Here is a 15,246-nt window from a genome sequence, read left to right on the forward strand (position 1 = left end):
ACGGGCCGGCCCCCGCGGTCCTGGTTACCGCACCACGCTCAGCGACAGCGCGAACCGGCCCTCGCTGTCCGTCCACCAGTGCGCCAACTCCAGTCCGGCGGCTGCCAGTTCACCGCGCACGCCCTCCTTGCGGAACTTCGCCGAGATCTCGGTGTACAGCTCCTCACCGGCCGCGAAGTCGACGGCCAGGTCGAGCGCCGGGACCTTCACGGTCTGTTCCGTACGGGAGCGCAGGCGCATCTCGATCCACTCGTTCCCGGCGTCCCACAGAGCCACATGGTCGAAGGCGCCGGGATCGAAGTCGGCGCCCAGCTCGCGGTTGACGACGGTGAGGACGTTCTTGTTGAACGCGGCCGTCACCCCGGCCGTGTCGTCGTACGCCCTGACCAGCACCTCCTCGTCCTTGACCAGGTCCGTGCCGAGCAGGAGCGCGTCACCGGGGGAGAGCAGGGAGCGGACGGAGGAGAGGAACGCGGCGCGCTCGACCGGCAGCAGGTTGCCGATGGTGCCGCCGAGGAAGGCCAGCAGCCGCGGGCCCGGGGTGCCGGGCAGGGTGAGCCCGGCCGTGAAGTCGGCGATGAGCGCGTGCACGCTCAGCTCCGGCCGTCGGCCGATGATCGCGTGCCCGGCCTGGGTGAGGGCGCTCTCGCTGACGTCGACCGGCACGTAGGTGTGCAGTCCGGTCAGCGCGTCCAGCAGGTACGCGGTCTTCTCCGAGGAGCCCGAGCCCAGCTCGACCAGGGTGCGGGCACCGGTGGCGGCGGCGATCTCGCCGGAGCGCGCGACGAGGATCTCCCGTTCGGCGCGGGTCGGGTAGTACTCGGGCAACTCGGTGATCTGCTCGAAGAGTTCGCTGCCGTGGGCGTCGTAGAACCACTTCGGCGGCAGTGTCTTGGGCGTGTGGGTCAGGCCCCTGAGGACGTCGGCGCGCAGGGCGGCCTCGGTGGCGTCCTCGGGCAGAGTGCGGGTCAGCAGGAACGGACTCACGTGCTGGGCTCCTCGAGTGGTTCCGGGGACGGTTCCTTGAGCGGTGTGAGCAGGACGTCGGTGCGGCTCGCCACGAGCAGCGTGCGGTCGGGGACCTCCTGCCAGTGCGGGTCGTCGTCGTACGGCTCGGAGGCCACGACGGTGCGCGTGCCGGGGCTTCGGAGGTACCAGAGGCTGTCGCCCCAAGCGGTCGCGGCGATGGACTCCCCGTTGGTCAGCAGGAGGTTGAGCCGGGAGCCGGGGGCCGCCTCGGCGACCTCCAGGACCGTGTCGGCCAGCGCCTGGCCCTCCTCGTCGCCGCCGCGCAGCCGGTTCAGGACCAGCGCCCACACGAACGCCGAGTCGTTGCGGGCCTCCATCGACAGCAGCTCCGCCGGGGGGAGGGTCCCGGCCAGGGGAGCCAGGGAGCCCGGCCAGCCCTTGACCGCGCCGTTGTGGCTGAACAGCCAGGGCCCCGAGGCGTACGGCGCCGCCGCGGCCTCGGCGTCGGCTCCCGCGAGGGTCGCGTCCCGTACGGCGGCCAGGACCGCGGTGCTCCTCACGACCCGGGCCAGGTCCGCGAAGGACAGGTCGGCCCAGATGGGCCCGGCCCGCCGGTACCGGGCCGGCTCGGGGTCGCCCTCGGCGTACCAACCGACCCCGAAACCATCGGCGTTGACGGTGCCGTACCGCTGCCGGCGCGGTGCCCACGACTGGCGGTACAGGCTGTGCGGGGGCTCCACGAGGAGCCGGCCGAGCGGCTCCTCGTGTCCCAGGAAGGCCAGATGACGGCACATCAGACGGCCCCCGCGGAACGGGCGGTGCGGAAGCCGGAGAAGATCTGCCGCCGGATCGGGTAGTCCCAGTTGCGGAACGTGCCCCGGCAGGCCACCGCGTCCACGGCGAACGAACCGCCGCGCAGCACCTTGTGGTCGGGGCCGAAGAACACCTCCGAGTACTCCTTGTACGGGAACGCCTGGAAGCCCGGGTAGGGCTCGAAGTCGCTCGCCGTCCACTCCCACACGTCACCGATCAACTGGCGTACGCCGAGCGGTGACTCGCCCTCGGGGTAGCTCCCGGCGGGGGCCGGCCGGAGGTGGCGCTGCCCCAGGTTGGCGTGCTCCGGCGCCGGGTCGGCGTCGCCCCACGGGTAGCGGGTCGAGCGGCCGCCGGCCGGGTCGTGCCGGGCCGCCTTCTCCCACTCCGCCTCGGTGGGCAGCCGCCGTCCGGCCCAGCGGGCGTAGGCGTCGGCCTCGTACCAGCACACGTGGACCACCGGCTCCTCGGGCGGCACGACCTCGGTGACGCCGAAGCGCCTGCGCAGCCACTGCCTGCCGTCGCGCCTCCAGAACAAGGGGGCGTGGATGGAGTGCCCGCGGATGTGCGCCCAGCCGGCGGGAGCCCACCAGCGCTCGGTGTCGTAGCCGTCGTCCTCGATGAACGCCTGGTACTCGGCGTTCGTCACCGGAGTGGTGTCGATGTAGAAGGCGTCCACCTCTCGCCGGTGCGCCGGGCGTTCGTTGTCCAGCGCCCACGGCTCGTCGGAGGTGCCCATGGTGAACGGGCCGCCGGGGACGAGGACTTCGGCCGGGCCGGTGAACAGCGGGGCCGGTTCCGGGTCCGGGGCGGTCAGGGCCGCGGGGCCCTTGCGGAGCTGATGGGTTATCAGCATCGTCTCGTCGTGCTGCTGTTCGTGCTGCGCGATCATCCCGAAGGCGAACCCGGCCTCGGTGAGCCGGGTTCCGTGGAGCGCGGTGCCCTCCAGGACGTCCAGGACCCGGCCGCGCACGTCCGCCGCGTAGCGCCGGGACTCGGCGGGTGACAGCAGGGGCAGGGTGGGGCGCTCGGAGCGCGGGTGCTCGAAGGCGTCGTAGATGCCGTCGATGTCGGGCCGGATCGCCTCCTGCCCGGCGACGGTCCGGAGCAGCCACTGCTCCTCCTGGTTGCCGATGTGGGCGAGGTCCCACACGAGCGGCGACATCAGCGGCGAGTGCTGGGCGGTCAGGTCGGGTTCCTCGACACAGCTGGTGAGCAGTGTCGTGCGGTCCCGGGCGGTGACCAGGGTGGTCACGGCCCGCTCGCGGAAGGCCTCGGGGTCGACGGAGGAGTCGACGGACGGGTCGACGGACGAGTCGGTCATGTGCGGATTTCCTTCCCGAGCGAACCGTGCGTCCGGTCCAGCAGATCGTCGGCGGGGCAGCGGCCCCGGATCACATAGCGGTGCAGATACGTTTCGACAGCGTCCGTGACCTCGCGGGTGGCGCCCAGCCGGGGCAGGGCGTCCAGGGCCGCCGCGAAGCACGCGATCGCCGCCTCGTGCAGCTCGGGGTCCTTGAGACCGTGCCGGGCCGCGTCGATCCACAGCGGATTGTGCGGGGCGGGCAGGGACAGGGTGCGCTCGGTCAGCGGCTTCACCACGCGGTAGGCCGTCTCTGCGCTCTCCGGGTCGTCGAAGAGGGCCGCCGTCACGGCGAGCGGGACGATCCAGCCGTCCTCGCCGGACTGCGCGTCGATCATGCGCAGCTCCAGATGCCCACGCGGTCTGACCGGCGGGAACAGGGTCGAGACGTGGTAGTCGAGATCCTCCCGGGTCGGCGGCCTGGGCGCCCCCGACCTGGCCCACTCCCGGAAGGTGAGCCCCTCCGGGACGTCCCAGGGGCCGCTGTCGCGCCGTATGCACATCACCGGCGCGTCCAGGACGTGCCGGGCCCAGGCGGCCCGGGGGTCGGCGTCCAGGTCGGGCCCGCCGGCCCGGCCCTTGCCGATCTCCGTCCAGAGCAGCTGGCGGGTGGAGAGCCAGCCGGTGGGCTCGGAATCGGCCAGGGGGGAGTTGGCGAAGGCGGCCACCAGGACCGGGCCCAGCTGGTGGGCGAGCCACCATCGGCGCCCGAGACCGAGCGGGCCGGGCTCCTCGTGGCCCGCGTCGACGCACACCTGCACGGAGGCCGAGGTGCACATCATGGCGCGGCCGGCCGGGCCGGTGCGGTCGAGGCAGGTCTCCATGGCGTCGTAGCGCGGTTCCCGCAGGTATCTGCGCGGTGGATGCCAGGGATCGTGGCCCATGCCGACGATGCCGAGACCGTGCTCGGCGAGGGCCGCCCGGACGGCGGCGAGGTCGGCGGAAACGGTACCGATGCACTCCATCAGGGAGTCGGCGGGCTGCGAGCTCAGCTCCAGCTGACCGCCGGGTTCGACGGTGAGTGCCGACTTCAGGGGCACGGTCCGCAGGGCGGCGTAGGCCGCCGTGAGTCGCGCGGGTGTGACGGGGAGCCGCGGGCTGCGCAGCTCGTGGACGAGCCATTCCACTTCCACCCCGAGGCGACGGGGTGGGCCGGTCTTGAAGCAGATGCCGCGGACCAGGGCCTCGAGCTCTGCTTCCGGAAGCGATGTACGAGGCTTCGTACAGTCGCCCAGAGAGTCGGACATGTCGGGATCCTCCTGAGATTCCACCATGCCACCGGTCCGGGGATCAGGTGGGTCGGACCGGCAACGCTCGTCCCACCCAAGACCCTCGTACCGTTCCGCACAAGGGGGCACATCCGCGCATTAGGGTCCGTGGATCTCCGTTTCCCCTGGGTTTTCGAGGCGTTTCCCGGCTGTGTCCGGCGCCGGAAACTCTGTTGCACCGCATCACCACCATCGCTCACGATTCCTGCATGAGCACGACGGGGGAGACCGCGCGGCGTGCGGTCGTGGCGCTTACGGGGGTAGCGCCATGAGCGCGCGCCTGCGCGGGATCGCGCAGGAGACGGAACGGATCGTCGCGGCGGGGCGCTATCGCGCGCCGGACGGGCACGAGGTGTCCTTGGCCGCGGAGATCGAGGCGGCGCGAGCCGGGACCCGCCTGTACGGCCCGGGGCCCGTGGACGTCCCGGCCTTCACTCGCGTGGACACGCTCTTCGAGGTCACGGGGGAGAGCAGTCTCGAGGCGGCCCGTCGGCTCGGCGGCCGCGTGGCCGTGCTGAACTTCGCCTCGGCGCGCAATCCGGGGGGCGGCTATCTGAACGGCGCACAGGCCCAGGAGGAGGCCCTGTGCCGCGCGTCCGCGCTGTACACCTGCCAGCTGCGGGCCCGCGAGTTCTACGACCATCACCGGGCCCGTCGCGACCCGTTCTACACGGACCGGGTCATCCACTCACCGGCGGTTCCCGTCTTCCGGGACGACCGCGGCGATCTGCTGGACTCGGCCCACCTCGTGGGCTTCCTGACCTCCGCCGCGCCGAACGCGGGCGTGGTGCGGCGCACGGCACCCGAGCGGGTCGCCGAGCTGCCGGGCGCCCTCGCCACGCGCGCCGAGCGGGTGCTGTCGGTCGCGGTGGCCCAGGGCTACCGGCGGCTGGTGCTGGGCGCCTGGGGCTGCGGGGTCTTCCAGAACGACCCCGCGCAGGTGGCGGGGGCGTTCCGGACACTGCTCGGGCCCGGCGGACGGTTCGCGGGGGCCTTCGACCACGTGGTCTTCGGGGTGCTGGACCGGACGCGGGGGGCGGTGGTGCGGGAGGCGTTCGCACGGGCGTTTCCGGCGGACCGCCTGTTCCAGCCGGGGTGACCGTCAGGTCCAGCCGTACCGCTCGTGCAGTCGCTGCCTGACCAGGTTGAACCGTCCCCGGTCCAGTGCGCACGCCTCGCGGCGCATGCCGGCCTCGTGCAGGCGCAGGATGCGGTCGACGTCCACCCAGGAGTCCCGGCCGGTCCGGTCCCAGGGCCCGCTGCCGATCGGCACCCACTCCCGGTCCCCGTCGTGCCGCTTGCTCGACAGCTGTACGGCGAGGAAGGTGCCGGCCGCCTCGCGGGCGACCACGAGCACGGGCCGGTCCTTGCCGCGCCCGTCGTTCTCCTCGAACGGCACCCACGTCCACACGATCTCCCCTGGGTCGGGGTCGCCGTCGTGCGCGGGGGAGTACTCGGTGCGCACCCTGCCGACCTCGCGCGGGTCGGCCTCGGTGGTGGCGGTGGCGCCGAAGCGGCCGGGGACGTTCTCATCGGTGTCATGGGTAGACGCAGTCACGAGGGCACCTTACGGCGTGGCCGAACCGGGCGAGCGGTACGGTCGGTTGGATGAACGCGACGTCCGCCGCGACCGCGAGCGCGGTCACCTTCGTGTGGCTCGGGATGGTGCTGGCGATCTCCTTCCTGGAGGCGCCGCTGAAGTTCCGCGCACCCGGCGTGACCATCCCCCTCGGGCTCGGCATCGGCCGACTGGTCTTCCGTGCCCTGAACCTGGTCGAGTGCGCCCTGGCCGCGGTGGTGGTCGTGACGGTCGCCGTCGGCGACCCGCCGGCCCGTGTCCTCGTGTGGACCGGGGCCCTGCTGGTGCTGCTCGTCGCCCAGCTCGCCGTGATCCGGCCCCGTCTGAACCGCCGTTCGGACCGTGTCCTGGCGGGCGAGGACCTGCCCCGCTCGCGCGGCCATCTCCTCTACGTCGCCTTCGAGGCCGCGAAGGTCGTCGCCCTGCTCGGCCTCGGCGTCACGCTGTCGACGCTGTGAGCACAGGCCGTTCGGGGCCCTTTTCCTCAAGAGCCCCGAACAGCCCGCTCCTCAGTCCTGGACGGGAACCTTCTGGACAGGCGGCGTGGCGGCGACCCCGTTCAGCGAAGTGCCGTTGACGCTCTGTCCGTTCTGGTTCATCGACGCCAGCAGCTGACGGGCGAGCCCCAGCCCCGTGCCGCCCATGGTGAGCGCCTTGGCGAACATGTCCGCCATGCCGTCGGCGCCGTTGAGGATCACCATGTTGTCGGCGTTGCCGAACGCGGACGCGCCGGCCCTGACGATCTCCGGCCAGTTCTCGGCGAGTTGCTGGGCGACGACCGCCTCCTGGTTCTCGGCGAGTGCGGCGGCGCGGGCCTTGATGGCCTCCGCCTCCGCGAGACCCTTCGCCCTGGCCGCCTCGGCCTCCGCGAGACCCTTCGCCTGCGCCGACGCGGCCTCGGCCTCACCGGTGGCCCGGGTCGACGCCGCCATGGCCGTACCGCGGGCCTTGGTCGCCTCGGCCTCGGCCATCGCGGCCGTCTTGACCCGGGTGGCCTCGGCCGCCGCAGCGAGCTCGGTCTCCTTCGCCTTGGCCTCGGCCCCGGAGATCCGCGCGTCGCGCTCGGCCTCGGCGAGCGTGCGCTTCTCGTAGGCCTTGGCGTCCGCCGGCTTGCGGACGTCCGCCTGGAGCTGCTGCTCCCGCCGGTTCGCCTCCAGTTCGGCGATCCGGGTCTCCTGGACGACGACCTCCTGCCGGGCCGCGGCGTCGGCGAGCGGACCGGCCTGGCGTGCCTTGGCGCCCGCCTTGTCCCGCTCGGCCTGGTAGCCGGCCTGCAGGATCTCGCTGTCCCGGGTGGCCTCGGCCATCCGGGCGAACGACTTCTGCTCGGCCTCGGTGGCCAGCCGGTTCGCCTCCGCCTGTGCGATCCGCGCGTCCCGCTGGACGGCGGCCGCGTGCGGCATCGCCAGATTCTGGATGTACCCGGTCGGGTCCTCGATCTCGTGGATCTGCAGGGAGTCGACGATGAGTCCCAGCTTCTCCATCTCCGTGCCGCAGGCGGCCCGGGTCTGCCCGGTGAGCTTCTCCCGGTCGCGGATCATGTCCTCGACGGTCAACCCGCCGACGATGGACCTGAGATGACCGGCGAACACGTTGTGCACCCGCTCCGACATCAGCTTCTGCTGGTCGAGGAAGCGGCGCCCCGCGTTGGCGATCGACACGAAGTCGTCGCCCACCTTGAAGATGACCACGCCCCGCACCTTGAGCGGGATGCCCTGGTGGGTCACGCAGTCCACATGCAGTTCGGTCTCGTTCAGATCGAGCGAGAGCTTGCGCACCGCCTGCACACCGGGCAGCACGAGAGTGCCGCGCCCGGTGACGATGCGGAATCCCATGCCCGCTTCGAGCCCCTCGGTCTTGTGGTTCGAGCCCGAGATGATCAGTGCCTCGTTGGGTTCCGCGACACGCCACATCAGCTTGAACAGACCGATCAGAACGGCGATGGCAGCGACTGCCACCCCCGCAACGACGCCGACAACCATCGGCATACGCCCCCTTTGGATGGTGCCCTTTCGGCACCGAACGAAGGGAGTGTGCGCCTGTTCGAGGCCCGGGTGAAGACGCTGACGAATCCTTGTCGAAACCTTGATACAAACGCCTCTCACCTGCGCGTTGGCAGGCTCAACTGTCGTAGGCGGCCTGTACGTAGACCGTTCTCGGCGGCAGGTACTCCACGACCATCACCACGGTGCCCCGCTCCATCCGGTCCGAGCCGGAGGCGGGGTAGGCGAGGAAGTGCTCGGCGCCGCCCCGCACCCGGACGATCACCTCGCCGACGAGCCCCGGCCCGATCGTCCCCGTGACCCGTCCCATGAGCCCGACCATCGACGCATCGTCCATGGTCACAGGGTACGGGCGGAACGCCGTCAGGCGGCGCGGGAATCCACGGCCGCCTCCCGGGGCGGCCACGCCTCGTGCCAGCGCAGCTCCGCCTCCAACTGCGCGGCCAGTGACAGGAGAAGCGGTTCACTGTTCGCGGGACCGAGCAGCTGGGCCCCCACGGGCAGGCCCTCGCCGACGAACCCGGCGGGCACGTTCACCCCGGGCCACCCCAGCACGTTCCACGGCCAGGCGTACGGACAGGCCGCGATCATCGCGCGGTCGGTGGCCAGCCCGCCCAGCCGGAGCATCGCCCCGATGCGCGGTGGGGGAGCGGCCGTCGTCGGGGCGAGGACGACGTCGTACGACGTGAAGAACCCGCCGATACGGCGGTGCAGGACCGCCTCCGCGCCCCGCGCCGCCCTGAGCGGGACTCCTCCGAGCAGTCCGCCGAGCCTGGCCGCGTCCCGGGTGCGGCGGTCGAGGAGCGCGGGGAAGGGCGCCTCACGGACCCGCTCGGCGATACCGGCCGTGGCGCGCGGGATGAAGGTGAGGCCGATCTGCCCGTACGGCGGATCCGCCTCCTCGACGGTGTGCCCCAAGGCGCTCAGTTTCTCGGCGAGTTCGACGACCTGCGCCCGTACGTCCGACTGGAGCCTTGCGGGCAGCGCGGTGAACGGCGGTTTCAGGGCGAGCGCGATGCGCAGCCGGCCGGGATCGCGGCCGACCGCTGCCGAGGCGTCCACGCCGGGCGGGCGGTGCGGGTCCAGGTCGTGGTTGCCGCTCGCCGCGTCGAGCAGCAGGGCCGCGTCGGCGACCGTGCGGGCGAGCGTGCCGTTGACGGTGATGCCCTGGAAGGACTCGCCGCGCGGCCAGGTGGAGATGCGGCCGCGCTGCGGCTTGATGCCGACGAGGTGCGTCCAGGAGGCGGGGATGCGCACCGAACCGGCGCCGTCCGAGCCGAGGGCCGCGGGCACCAGACCGGCGGCGACGGCCGCGGCGGACCCGCCCGACGAGCCGCCCGGGGTGTGCTCCGGGCTCCATGGATTGCGGGTCGCGCCGAAGGCCGGCCCCTCGGTGAACGGCCACTGGCCGAACTCGCAGGTGTTCGTCTTGCCGACGATCACGGCCCCGGCCGCGCGCAGCCGTCGTACCGCCTCACCGTCCCGGGCGACCGCCGGGAACTCGCCCTGGCAGCCGAACGCGGTGGGTTCACCGGCCACGTCCATGTCGTCCTTGACGGCGATCGGCACTCCGAGCAGCGGTTTGCGTACGCCGGCGGCGAGTTGTGCGTCCGCGGCCTCGGCCTCGGCGAGGGCGGCATCGGTCCGCACGATCCGGAAGGCGTTGAGGGAGCCCTGGGAGGCCTCGATCCTCGCCAGGGTCTGCTCGACGAGGGCCCGCGAGGTGAGGGTGCCGTCGGCCAGGGCGCGGGCGGTCTCCGCCAGGCCTGCGGAACGTTCGTGCGTCATGCGGGACACCTCCGGGACGACGTTGCCTACCGAACAGTAACCTCGGAAAGCGCTTCGCCGGAACGTCCATGGCGGGGGCGGGCGTTCGACGGACGGCACAGCAGGCCCACAGGGCTCACGCGTTCCTGCGCAAAGCATTGACTCGTGTATGCCTCAGCCCTACCTTCTGATCGACTTTCCGAACTTCGTTCGGGATATCGGACGTTTGGACAGTGCCGTCGCGTCTTGTTTCTTGTTCGAGGGAGAGCCGCCCCGTGACCACCCGACCCCCCACGCCGTCCCGTCGCACCCTGCTGCGCGCGATGGCGGCCCTGCCCGCCTCCGCCGTCCTGCTGGGCGAACTGCCCGGCGCGGCCCACGCGGCCGCCCCGCCGAGCGGTTCGGCCACGCGCTACACGATCGTGCCGTTCCTCAACAGCAACGACGGCACCGTGAACGTCTACCAGTCCGACGACGCCACGGACTTCCGGCTCCTCAAGTCCTCCGCCTACACCCCGCCCAGCAACAGGATCCGCGACGCAAGCGTCTTCAAGCACACCGACGGCTACTACTACCTGACGTACACGACGCACACCTGGCAGGACGTCAGCACCACGATCGGTTTCGCGCGCAGCTCCGACCGGGCCAACTGGACCTTCCTGTACGACTACACGGTCCCGATCGCCAATCTGTCCCGCGCGTGGGCGCCGGAGTGGTTCGTCGACAGCGACGGCAGTGTCAACGTCATCGTGTCCTGCTCGGTCGTCAGCGACGAGTGGATCTTCACGCCGTACCGGCTGAGGGCCACGAACTCCGCGCTGACGGCCTGGAGTTCACCGGTGGCGCTGTCCGGGATCGGTGCGAACCACATCGACACGTACATCGTGAGGACCGGCTCGACCTACCACGCCTTCACGAAGAACGAGACCACGAAGTACATCGAGTACGCGACCGCGTCGTCCCTGGCCGGGCCCTACACGATCTCCAGGACGGGCGACTGGGCGGGCTGGGGCAGCTATCGCGAAGGCCCGTCCGTGATCCAGCTCGACAACGGTGGCTGGCGGATCTTCTTCGACGGGTACGGCGACGGGACCTACTACTGCAGCGACAGCTACGACGGCTTCGCGACCTGGTCGGCCCCGGTCGCGCTCCCGGTCGTCTCCGGTACCGCCCGCCACTTCACGGTCGTCAAGGAGACGGTGTCCGGCGGTCCCTCGCTCGCGAAGAACGTCACGCGCTCCTTCCGGTCGGCCAACTACTCCACGCGGTACTGGCAGACGCAGTCCTCGCTGCTCAACCTGCCGGTGGTGTCGAGTTCCAGCACGTCCGCGGAGAAGACGGCGTCCACCTTCACGGTGGTGGCGGGCCTCGCCGACTCGAACGGCTACTCCTTCCGTGACTCCTCCGGCAACTACCTTCGCCACTGGGACTTCCGCGCCCGCTTCGACGCCAACGACGGCACGTCGACCTTCGCCAAGGACGCGACCTTCATCGCCCGCACGGGATCGTCCTCGGGCTCGATCCGCTGGGAGTCGTACAACTATCCCGGCTACTACCTGCGCCACTACAACTACCAACTCCGGGTGGAGCGGACGGCCGGCACGGATCTCTTCTGGCAGGACAGCTCCTTCGTGCCGGTGACCGCCTGGGCGTGAGTCCGGCCCGCTGTCGTCACCACGGTCGGGCGAAAGGCTTGACCGTGGTGAGCGGCGTCGTTAACTTGCGTCAGGTCTGCCACTTGGACACCGTTCACCATCTCGAACGGTCATCGACAGGCGCGGCACCCCCGGCACCTCCCGTGGAAACGGCACGTCTCCAGTCCTTCGTGAGTGTGGGAGCGCTCCCACCATCACGGAGCGAACCAGCAGCCAGGAGGAGGAAACATGGCACAGAGTCGGCAGGAACCCCCGAGAGGGGAGCGGAGATCGCCGAGCCGGAGGGCCGTCCTCGCGACAATGGGGACCCTGTCCGTCCTTGCCGCCACGCCGTCCCTCGCGCGGGCCTCCGACACCGGGGCCGTGACGGCAGCCGCCACGGCCGTCATCGATCCGTCGGCCACACGGCAGACGATCCGCGGCTTCGGCGGCATGAGCCACACGGCCTGGATCGGCGACCTCACCGCGGCCCAGCGGGACATGGCGTTCGGGACCGGGGACGGACAGCTCGGGTTCACCCTGCTGAGGATCCCCGTGCCCGAGGACAGGGCGGCCTGGAACCGCGACCTGGCGACCGCCAAGCGCGCCGCCGAACTCGGGGCCGCCGTCATCGCGTCACCGTGGAATCCTCCCGCCTCCATGGTCGAGACCTTCGTCCGCGGCAGCCAGACCGACGCGCGACGACTGAGGTACGACATGTACGGCGCGTACGCCCAGCACCTCAACGACTTCACCACGTACCTGCGGAACAACGGCGTGAACCTGTACGCCGTCTCGGTCCAGAACGAGCCCGACTACGCGCACGACTGGACCTGGTGGACCCCCGCCGAGATGGTCCGGTTCCTGCGCGAGAACGCCGGCTCGATCGGCACCAGGGTCATCGCGCCGGAGTCCTTCCAGTACCTGAAGAACATGTCGGACCCGATCCTCAACGACGCGACGGCACTTGCCAACGTGGACGTGATCGGGGCCCACCTCTACGGCACGCCGTTCGCGAACTTCCCCTACCCCCTCTTCAAGCAGAAGGGCGCCGGCAAGGAACTCTGGATGACGGAGGTCTACTACCCCAACAGCACGGACTCGGCGGACCTGTGGCCCCAGGCGCTCGACGTGGGGGAGCACATCCACCGGGCCATGGTGGAGGCCGAGTTCCAGGCCTACATCTGGTGGTACATCCGGCGCGGCTACGGCCCGATGCGCGAGGACGGCAGGATCAGCAAGCGGGGCGCCGCCATGGCGCACTTCGCCAGGTTCGTCCGGCCCGGGTACGCGAGGGTCGAGGCGACGGCGAATCCGGCGACGAACGTCTACGTCTCCGCCTACCGGGGCGGCGGTGCCACGGTCGTCGTCACCGTCAACAAGGGGGCCGCCGGGGTGAGTCAGCAGTTCACCCTGGCGAACCGCGCCGGGTCCAGCGTCGCGTCCTGGCTGACCGACGCGAGCAGGAACGTCGCCTCCCAGGGCACGACCGGCATCTCGAACGGCTCCTTCACCGTCACCTTGCCCGCACGAAGCGCGATGACGTTCGTGATCCGCTGACACACCACCGCGGGAATCACTCCTCGTCCGGCAGGAAGCAGCTGTCGTGCCGGACGCGGAACCGCTCCAGTTCCTCGCCGCCGCGCTGCCCCACCTCCGCGACCTGCTCGAAGTACTCCTCGCGCGGGGCAGCCGGGGAGAAACGCATGAGCATGGACATGGGCTCGTCGGTCACGTTCCTGAAGGCGTGCAGACCGCCGACCGGCACGTACAGGAAGTCCCCCTCGCGGCCCGTGACCCACTTCTCGCCATTGGTCCCCTCGGCGGATCATCTTGGACCGGCCGGGGCCGAGGGCCGGGGGCCTGGGCCCCGGCCGGTGAGCGGGGCGCTCCGGGACCGGGCTGAGGCCTCCGGCAGGGGGTGGACCTCCCGGCGCGGGGCGGACCTCCTGGGTGCCTCCGCGACGGGATACCGCCGGAGCGAGACGGCAGACTGCCTCAGTGAGTCGGCACGCCGCCGAAGTCAGGACGCATCCGCGGCGCCCCGCGCGCGTCTCCGTGGCCCCGGCGGGGGAGAATGGGGCCCGTACCCAACGGTCGACCCTTGCGGAGGAGCGGGGAAATGCAGAACGCGCGAGCGGGGCAGGTCGCCGGGCCCGAGGACCTCATCGACGTGGCCCGTCTGGTCACGGCGTACTACACGCTGCGCCCCGACCCCGCCGAACCCGGACAGCGGGTGGCCTTCGGCACCTCGGGACACCGCGGTTCGTCCCTCGCGGCGGCGTTCAACGAGGACCACATCGCGGCCACGAGCCAGGCCATCTGCGAGTACCGGACCGCCCAGGGCACCGACGGCCCCCTCTTCCTCGGCGCCGACACCCACGCCCTGTCCGAGCCCGCGCGCGTCACGGCGCTGGAGGTGTTCGCCGCCAACGACGTGACCGTCCTCATCGACCAGGCCGACGGCTACACGCCCACCCCCGCCGTCTCGCACGCCATCCTCACCCACAACCGGCACCGGACCTCGGCGCTCGCCGACGGAGTCGTCGTCACCCCCTCGCACAACCCGCCCGCCGACGGCGGCTTCAAGTACAACCCGCCCAGCGGCGGCCCCGCCGGCTCCGAGGCGACCTCCTGGATCCAGGACCGCGCCAACGAGATCATCACCGGCGGTCTGAAGGACGTACGGCGCATCCCCTACGCCCGCGCCCTGGCCGCGCCCGGCACCGGCCGCCACGACTTCCTCGGCGCCTACGTGGCCGACCTGCCCAACGTGCTGGACCTGGAGGCGATCCGGTCCGCCGGAGTGCGCATCGGCGCCGACCCGCTCGGCGGCGCCTCGGTCGCCTACTGGGGCCGTATCGCCGAAGAGCACCGGCTCGACCTGACCGTGGTCAATCCGCTAGCCGATCCCACCTGGCGCTTCATGACGCTCGACTGGGACGGCAAGATCCGCATGGACTGCTCGTCGCCCTACGCCATGGCCTCGCTCATCGAGCAGCGCGACCGGTTCGACATCGCCACCGGCAACGACGCCGACGCCGACCGGCACGGCATCGTCACCCCGGACGCGGGCCTGATGAACCCCAACCACTACCTGGCCGTGGCGATCTCGTACCTGTTCTCGCACCGGGAGCAGTGGCCCGCCGGGGCCGGCATCGGCAAGACCCTCGTGTCGTCGAGCATGATCGACCGGGTCGCCGCGGACCTCGGCCGGACGCTGGTCGAGGTGCCCGTCGGCTTCAAGTGGTTCGTGGACGGTCTGTCCGACGGCACGCTCGGCTTCGGCGGCGAGGAGTCGGCCGGCGCGTCCTTCCTGCGCCGCGACGGCTCGGTGTGGACCACCGACAAGGACGGCATCATCCTGGCCCTGCTCGCCTCCGAGATCACGGCGGTCACCGGCAAGAGCCCCTCGCAGCACTACGCCGAGCTCACCGACCGCTTCGGCGCCCCCGCCTACGCGCGCGTCGACGCCCCGGCCTCCCGCGAGGAGAAGGCGCTGCTCGCCAAGCTGTCCCCGCGCCAGGTCACCGCCGACACCCTCGCCGGAGAGCCGGTCACCACCGTCCTCACCGAGGCTCCCGGCAACGGCGCGGCCCTCGGCGGCATCAAGGTGGCCACCGCCAACGCCTGGTTCGCGGCCCGCCCCTCGGGCACGGAGGACGTCTACAAGATCTACGGGGAGTCGTTCCTCGGCCCGGACCATCTGCGCCGGGTCCAGGAGGAGGCCAGGTCCGTGGTGCTGACGGCACTGGGCGGCTGACCCGCGGCCGGGGGCCGGTGCCGGTGGTGTGCCGGGTGCGTGGTCCGTGGCGCGGGTCTGTGGTGCCGGCGGCGTGCCGGGTGTCTG

At 71.5% G+C, this 15,246-nt stretch carries 13 protein-coding genes and 1 pseudogene; 5 read left to right on the top strand and 9 right to left on the bottom strand.

The window, feature by feature from the left end:
- Positions 1-24: 24 nt before the first annotated feature.
- From egtD to egtA, 4 genes are read right to left on the bottom strand one after another with little or no spacing between them, the layout of a single operon-like run.
- Positions 25-987, bottom strand: a complete 963-nt coding sequence (gene egtD / locus IOD14_RS16170; protein WP_123993772.1) for an L-histidine N(alpha)-methyltransferase — start codon at positions 985-987, stop codon at positions 25-27.
- A complete protein-coding gene (gene egtC, locus IOD14_RS16175; RefSeq protein ID WP_212670590.1) occupies positions 984-1,763 on the bottom strand; it encodes an ergothioneine biosynthesis protein EgtC in 780 nt (259 codons plus the stop codon). The genes egtD and egtC overlap by 4 nt, the downstream gene beginning before the upstream one ends.
- Positions 1,763-3,106, bottom strand: coding sequence for an ergothioneine biosynthesis protein EgtB (gene egtB / locus IOD14_RS16180; RefSeq protein ID WP_212670591.1), 1,344 nt, complete (start codon positions 3,104-3,106; stop codon positions 1,763-1,765). Before egtB ends, egtC begins: the two co-directional genes overlap by 1 nt.
- The gene (gene egtA / locus IOD14_RS16185; RefSeq protein ID WP_123993769.1) at positions 3,103-4,392 is read right to left on the bottom strand and encodes an ergothioneine biosynthesis glutamate--cysteine ligase EgtA; all 1,290 of its coding nucleotides are present in this window, start codon (positions 4,390-4,392) and stop codon (positions 3,103-3,105) included. Before egtA ends, egtB begins: the two co-directional genes overlap by 4 nt.
- Positions 4,393-4,681: 289 nt before the next feature.
- On the opposite strand from egtA, the gene IOD14_RS16190 reads away from it, so the two are divergent.
- Positions 4,682-5,512 carry a TIGR02452 family protein gene (locus IOD14_RS16190; RefSeq protein ID WP_212670592.1) on the top strand — a complete coding sequence of 277 codons (831 nt, stop codon included), beginning with the start codon at positions 4,682-4,684 and terminating at the stop codon, positions 5,510-5,512.
- 3 nt (positions 5,513-5,515) lie between these two features.
- Here IOD14_RS16190 and IOD14_RS16195 read toward each other — a convergent pair whose 3' ends face one another.
- Entirely contained in the window at positions 5,516-5,971 is a 456-nt protein-coding gene (locus IOD14_RS16195; protein WP_123993767.1) for a type II toxin-antitoxin system PemK/MazF family toxin, read from the bottom strand.
- Between the two features lie 50 nt (positions 5,972-6,021).
- Between IOD14_RS16195 and IOD14_RS16200 the strand changes: the two genes are divergently transcribed.
- On the top strand, positions 6,022-6,450 hold the full coding sequence (locus IOD14_RS16200) for a hypothetical protein (protein WP_212670593.1): 429 nt from the start codon (positions 6,022-6,024) through the stop codon (positions 6,448-6,450).
- 51 nt (positions 6,451-6,501) lie between these two features.
- Here the strand turns inward: IOD14_RS16200 and IOD14_RS16205 are convergent, their stop codons facing one another.
- The 3 genes from IOD14_RS16205 to IOD14_RS16215 all read right to left on the bottom strand — a co-directional run bounded on the left by IOD14_RS16205 (position 6,502) and on the right by IOD14_RS16215 (position 9,783).
- Entirely contained in the window at positions 6,502-7,980 is a 1,479-nt protein-coding gene (locus IOD14_RS16205) for a flotillin family protein (RefSeq protein WP_212670594.1), read from the bottom strand.
- Positions 7,981-8,113: 133 nt separating this feature from the next.
- Positions 8,114-8,332 (bottom strand): hypothetical protein, encoded by a 219-nt coding sequence (locus IOD14_RS16210; protein ID WP_249125926.1) that lies wholly within the window; start codon positions 8,330-8,332, stop codon positions 8,114-8,116.
- A 26-nt stretch (positions 8,333-8,358) separates the two neighbouring features.
- Complete coding sequence (locus IOD14_RS16215; RefSeq protein ID WP_212670595.1) at positions 8,359-9,783, bottom strand: amidase; 1,425 nt, start codon at positions 9,781-9,783, stop codon at positions 8,359-8,361.
- Between the two features lie 254 nt (positions 9,784-10,037).
- On the opposite strand from IOD14_RS16215, the gene IOD14_RS16220 reads away from it, so the two are divergent.
- Positions 10,038-11,417 carry an AbfB domain-containing protein gene (locus IOD14_RS16220; protein ID WP_212670596.1) on the top strand — a complete coding sequence of 460 codons (1,380 nt, stop codon included), beginning with the start codon at positions 10,038-10,040 and terminating at the stop codon, positions 11,415-11,417.
- A gap of 228 nt (positions 11,418-11,645) precedes the next feature.
- Positions 11,646-12,956, top strand: a complete 1,311-nt coding sequence (locus tag IOD14_RS16225) for a glucuronoxylanase (RefSeq protein ID WP_212670597.1) — start codon at positions 11,646-11,648, stop codon at positions 12,954-12,956.
- A 16-nt stretch (positions 12,957-12,972) separates the two neighbouring features.
- Here IOD14_RS16225 and IOD14_RS16230 read toward each other — a convergent pair.
- Positions 12,973-13,209: pseudogene (locus tag IOD14_RS16230) on the bottom strand (cupin domain-containing protein); the annotation flags it as partial.
- A gap of 309 nt (positions 13,210-13,518) precedes the next feature.
- Between IOD14_RS16230 and pgm the strand changes: the two are divergent.
- Positions 13,519-15,159, top strand: coding sequence for a phosphoglucomutase (alpha-D-glucose-1,6-bisphosphate-dependent) (pgm, locus tag IOD14_RS16235; RefSeq protein ID WP_123993761.1), 1,641 nt, complete (start codon positions 13,519-13,521; stop codon positions 15,157-15,159).
- Positions 15,160-15,246 lie beyond the last annotated feature (87 nt).

The organism is Streptomyces sp. A2-16 (assembly GCF_018128905.1).
GTDB lineage: Bacteria > Actinomycetota > Actinomycetes > Streptomycetales > Streptomycetaceae > Streptomyces.

Excerpts from the sequence above, each read along its gene's own strand:
- egtC (WP_212670590.1), bottom strand. The coding sequence starts at position 1,763 with ATGTGCCGTCATCTGGCCTTCCTGGGACACGAGGAGCCGCTCGGCCGG.
- egtB (WP_212670591.1), bottom strand. The coding sequence starts at position 3,106 with ATGACCGACTCGTCCGTCGACCCGTCCGTCGACTCCTCCGTCGACCCC.
- egtA (WP_123993769.1), bottom strand. The coding sequence starts at position 4,392 with ATGTCCGACTCTCTGGGCGACTGTACGAAGCCTCGTACATCGCTTCCG.
- IOD14_RS16190 (WP_212670592.1), top strand. The coding sequence starts at position 4,682 with ATGAGCGCGCGCCTGCGCGGGATCGCGCAGGAGACGGAACGGATCGTC.
- IOD14_RS16200 (WP_212670593.1), top strand. The coding sequence starts at position 6,022 with ATGAACGCGACGTCCGCCGCGACCGCGAGCGCGGTCACCTTCGTGTGG.
- IOD14_RS16205 (WP_212670594.1), bottom strand. The coding sequence starts at position 7,980 with ATGCCGATGGTTGTCGGCGTCGTTGCGGGGGTGGCAGTCGCTGCCATC.
- IOD14_RS16210 (WP_249125926.1), bottom strand. The coding sequence starts at position 8,332 with ATGGACGATGCGTCGATGGTCGGGCTCATGGGACGGGTCACGGGGACG.
- IOD14_RS16215 (WP_212670595.1), bottom strand. The coding sequence starts at position 9,783 with ATGACGCACGAACGTTCCGCAGGCCTGGCGGAGACCGCCCGCGCCCTG.
- IOD14_RS16225 (WP_212670597.1), top strand. The coding sequence starts at position 11,646 with ATGGCACAGAGTCGGCAGGAACCCCCGAGAGGGGAGCGGAGATCGCCG.
- pgm (WP_123993761.1), top strand. The coding sequence starts at position 13,519 with ATGCAGAACGCGCGAGCGGGGCAGGTCGCCGGGCCCGAGGACCTCATC.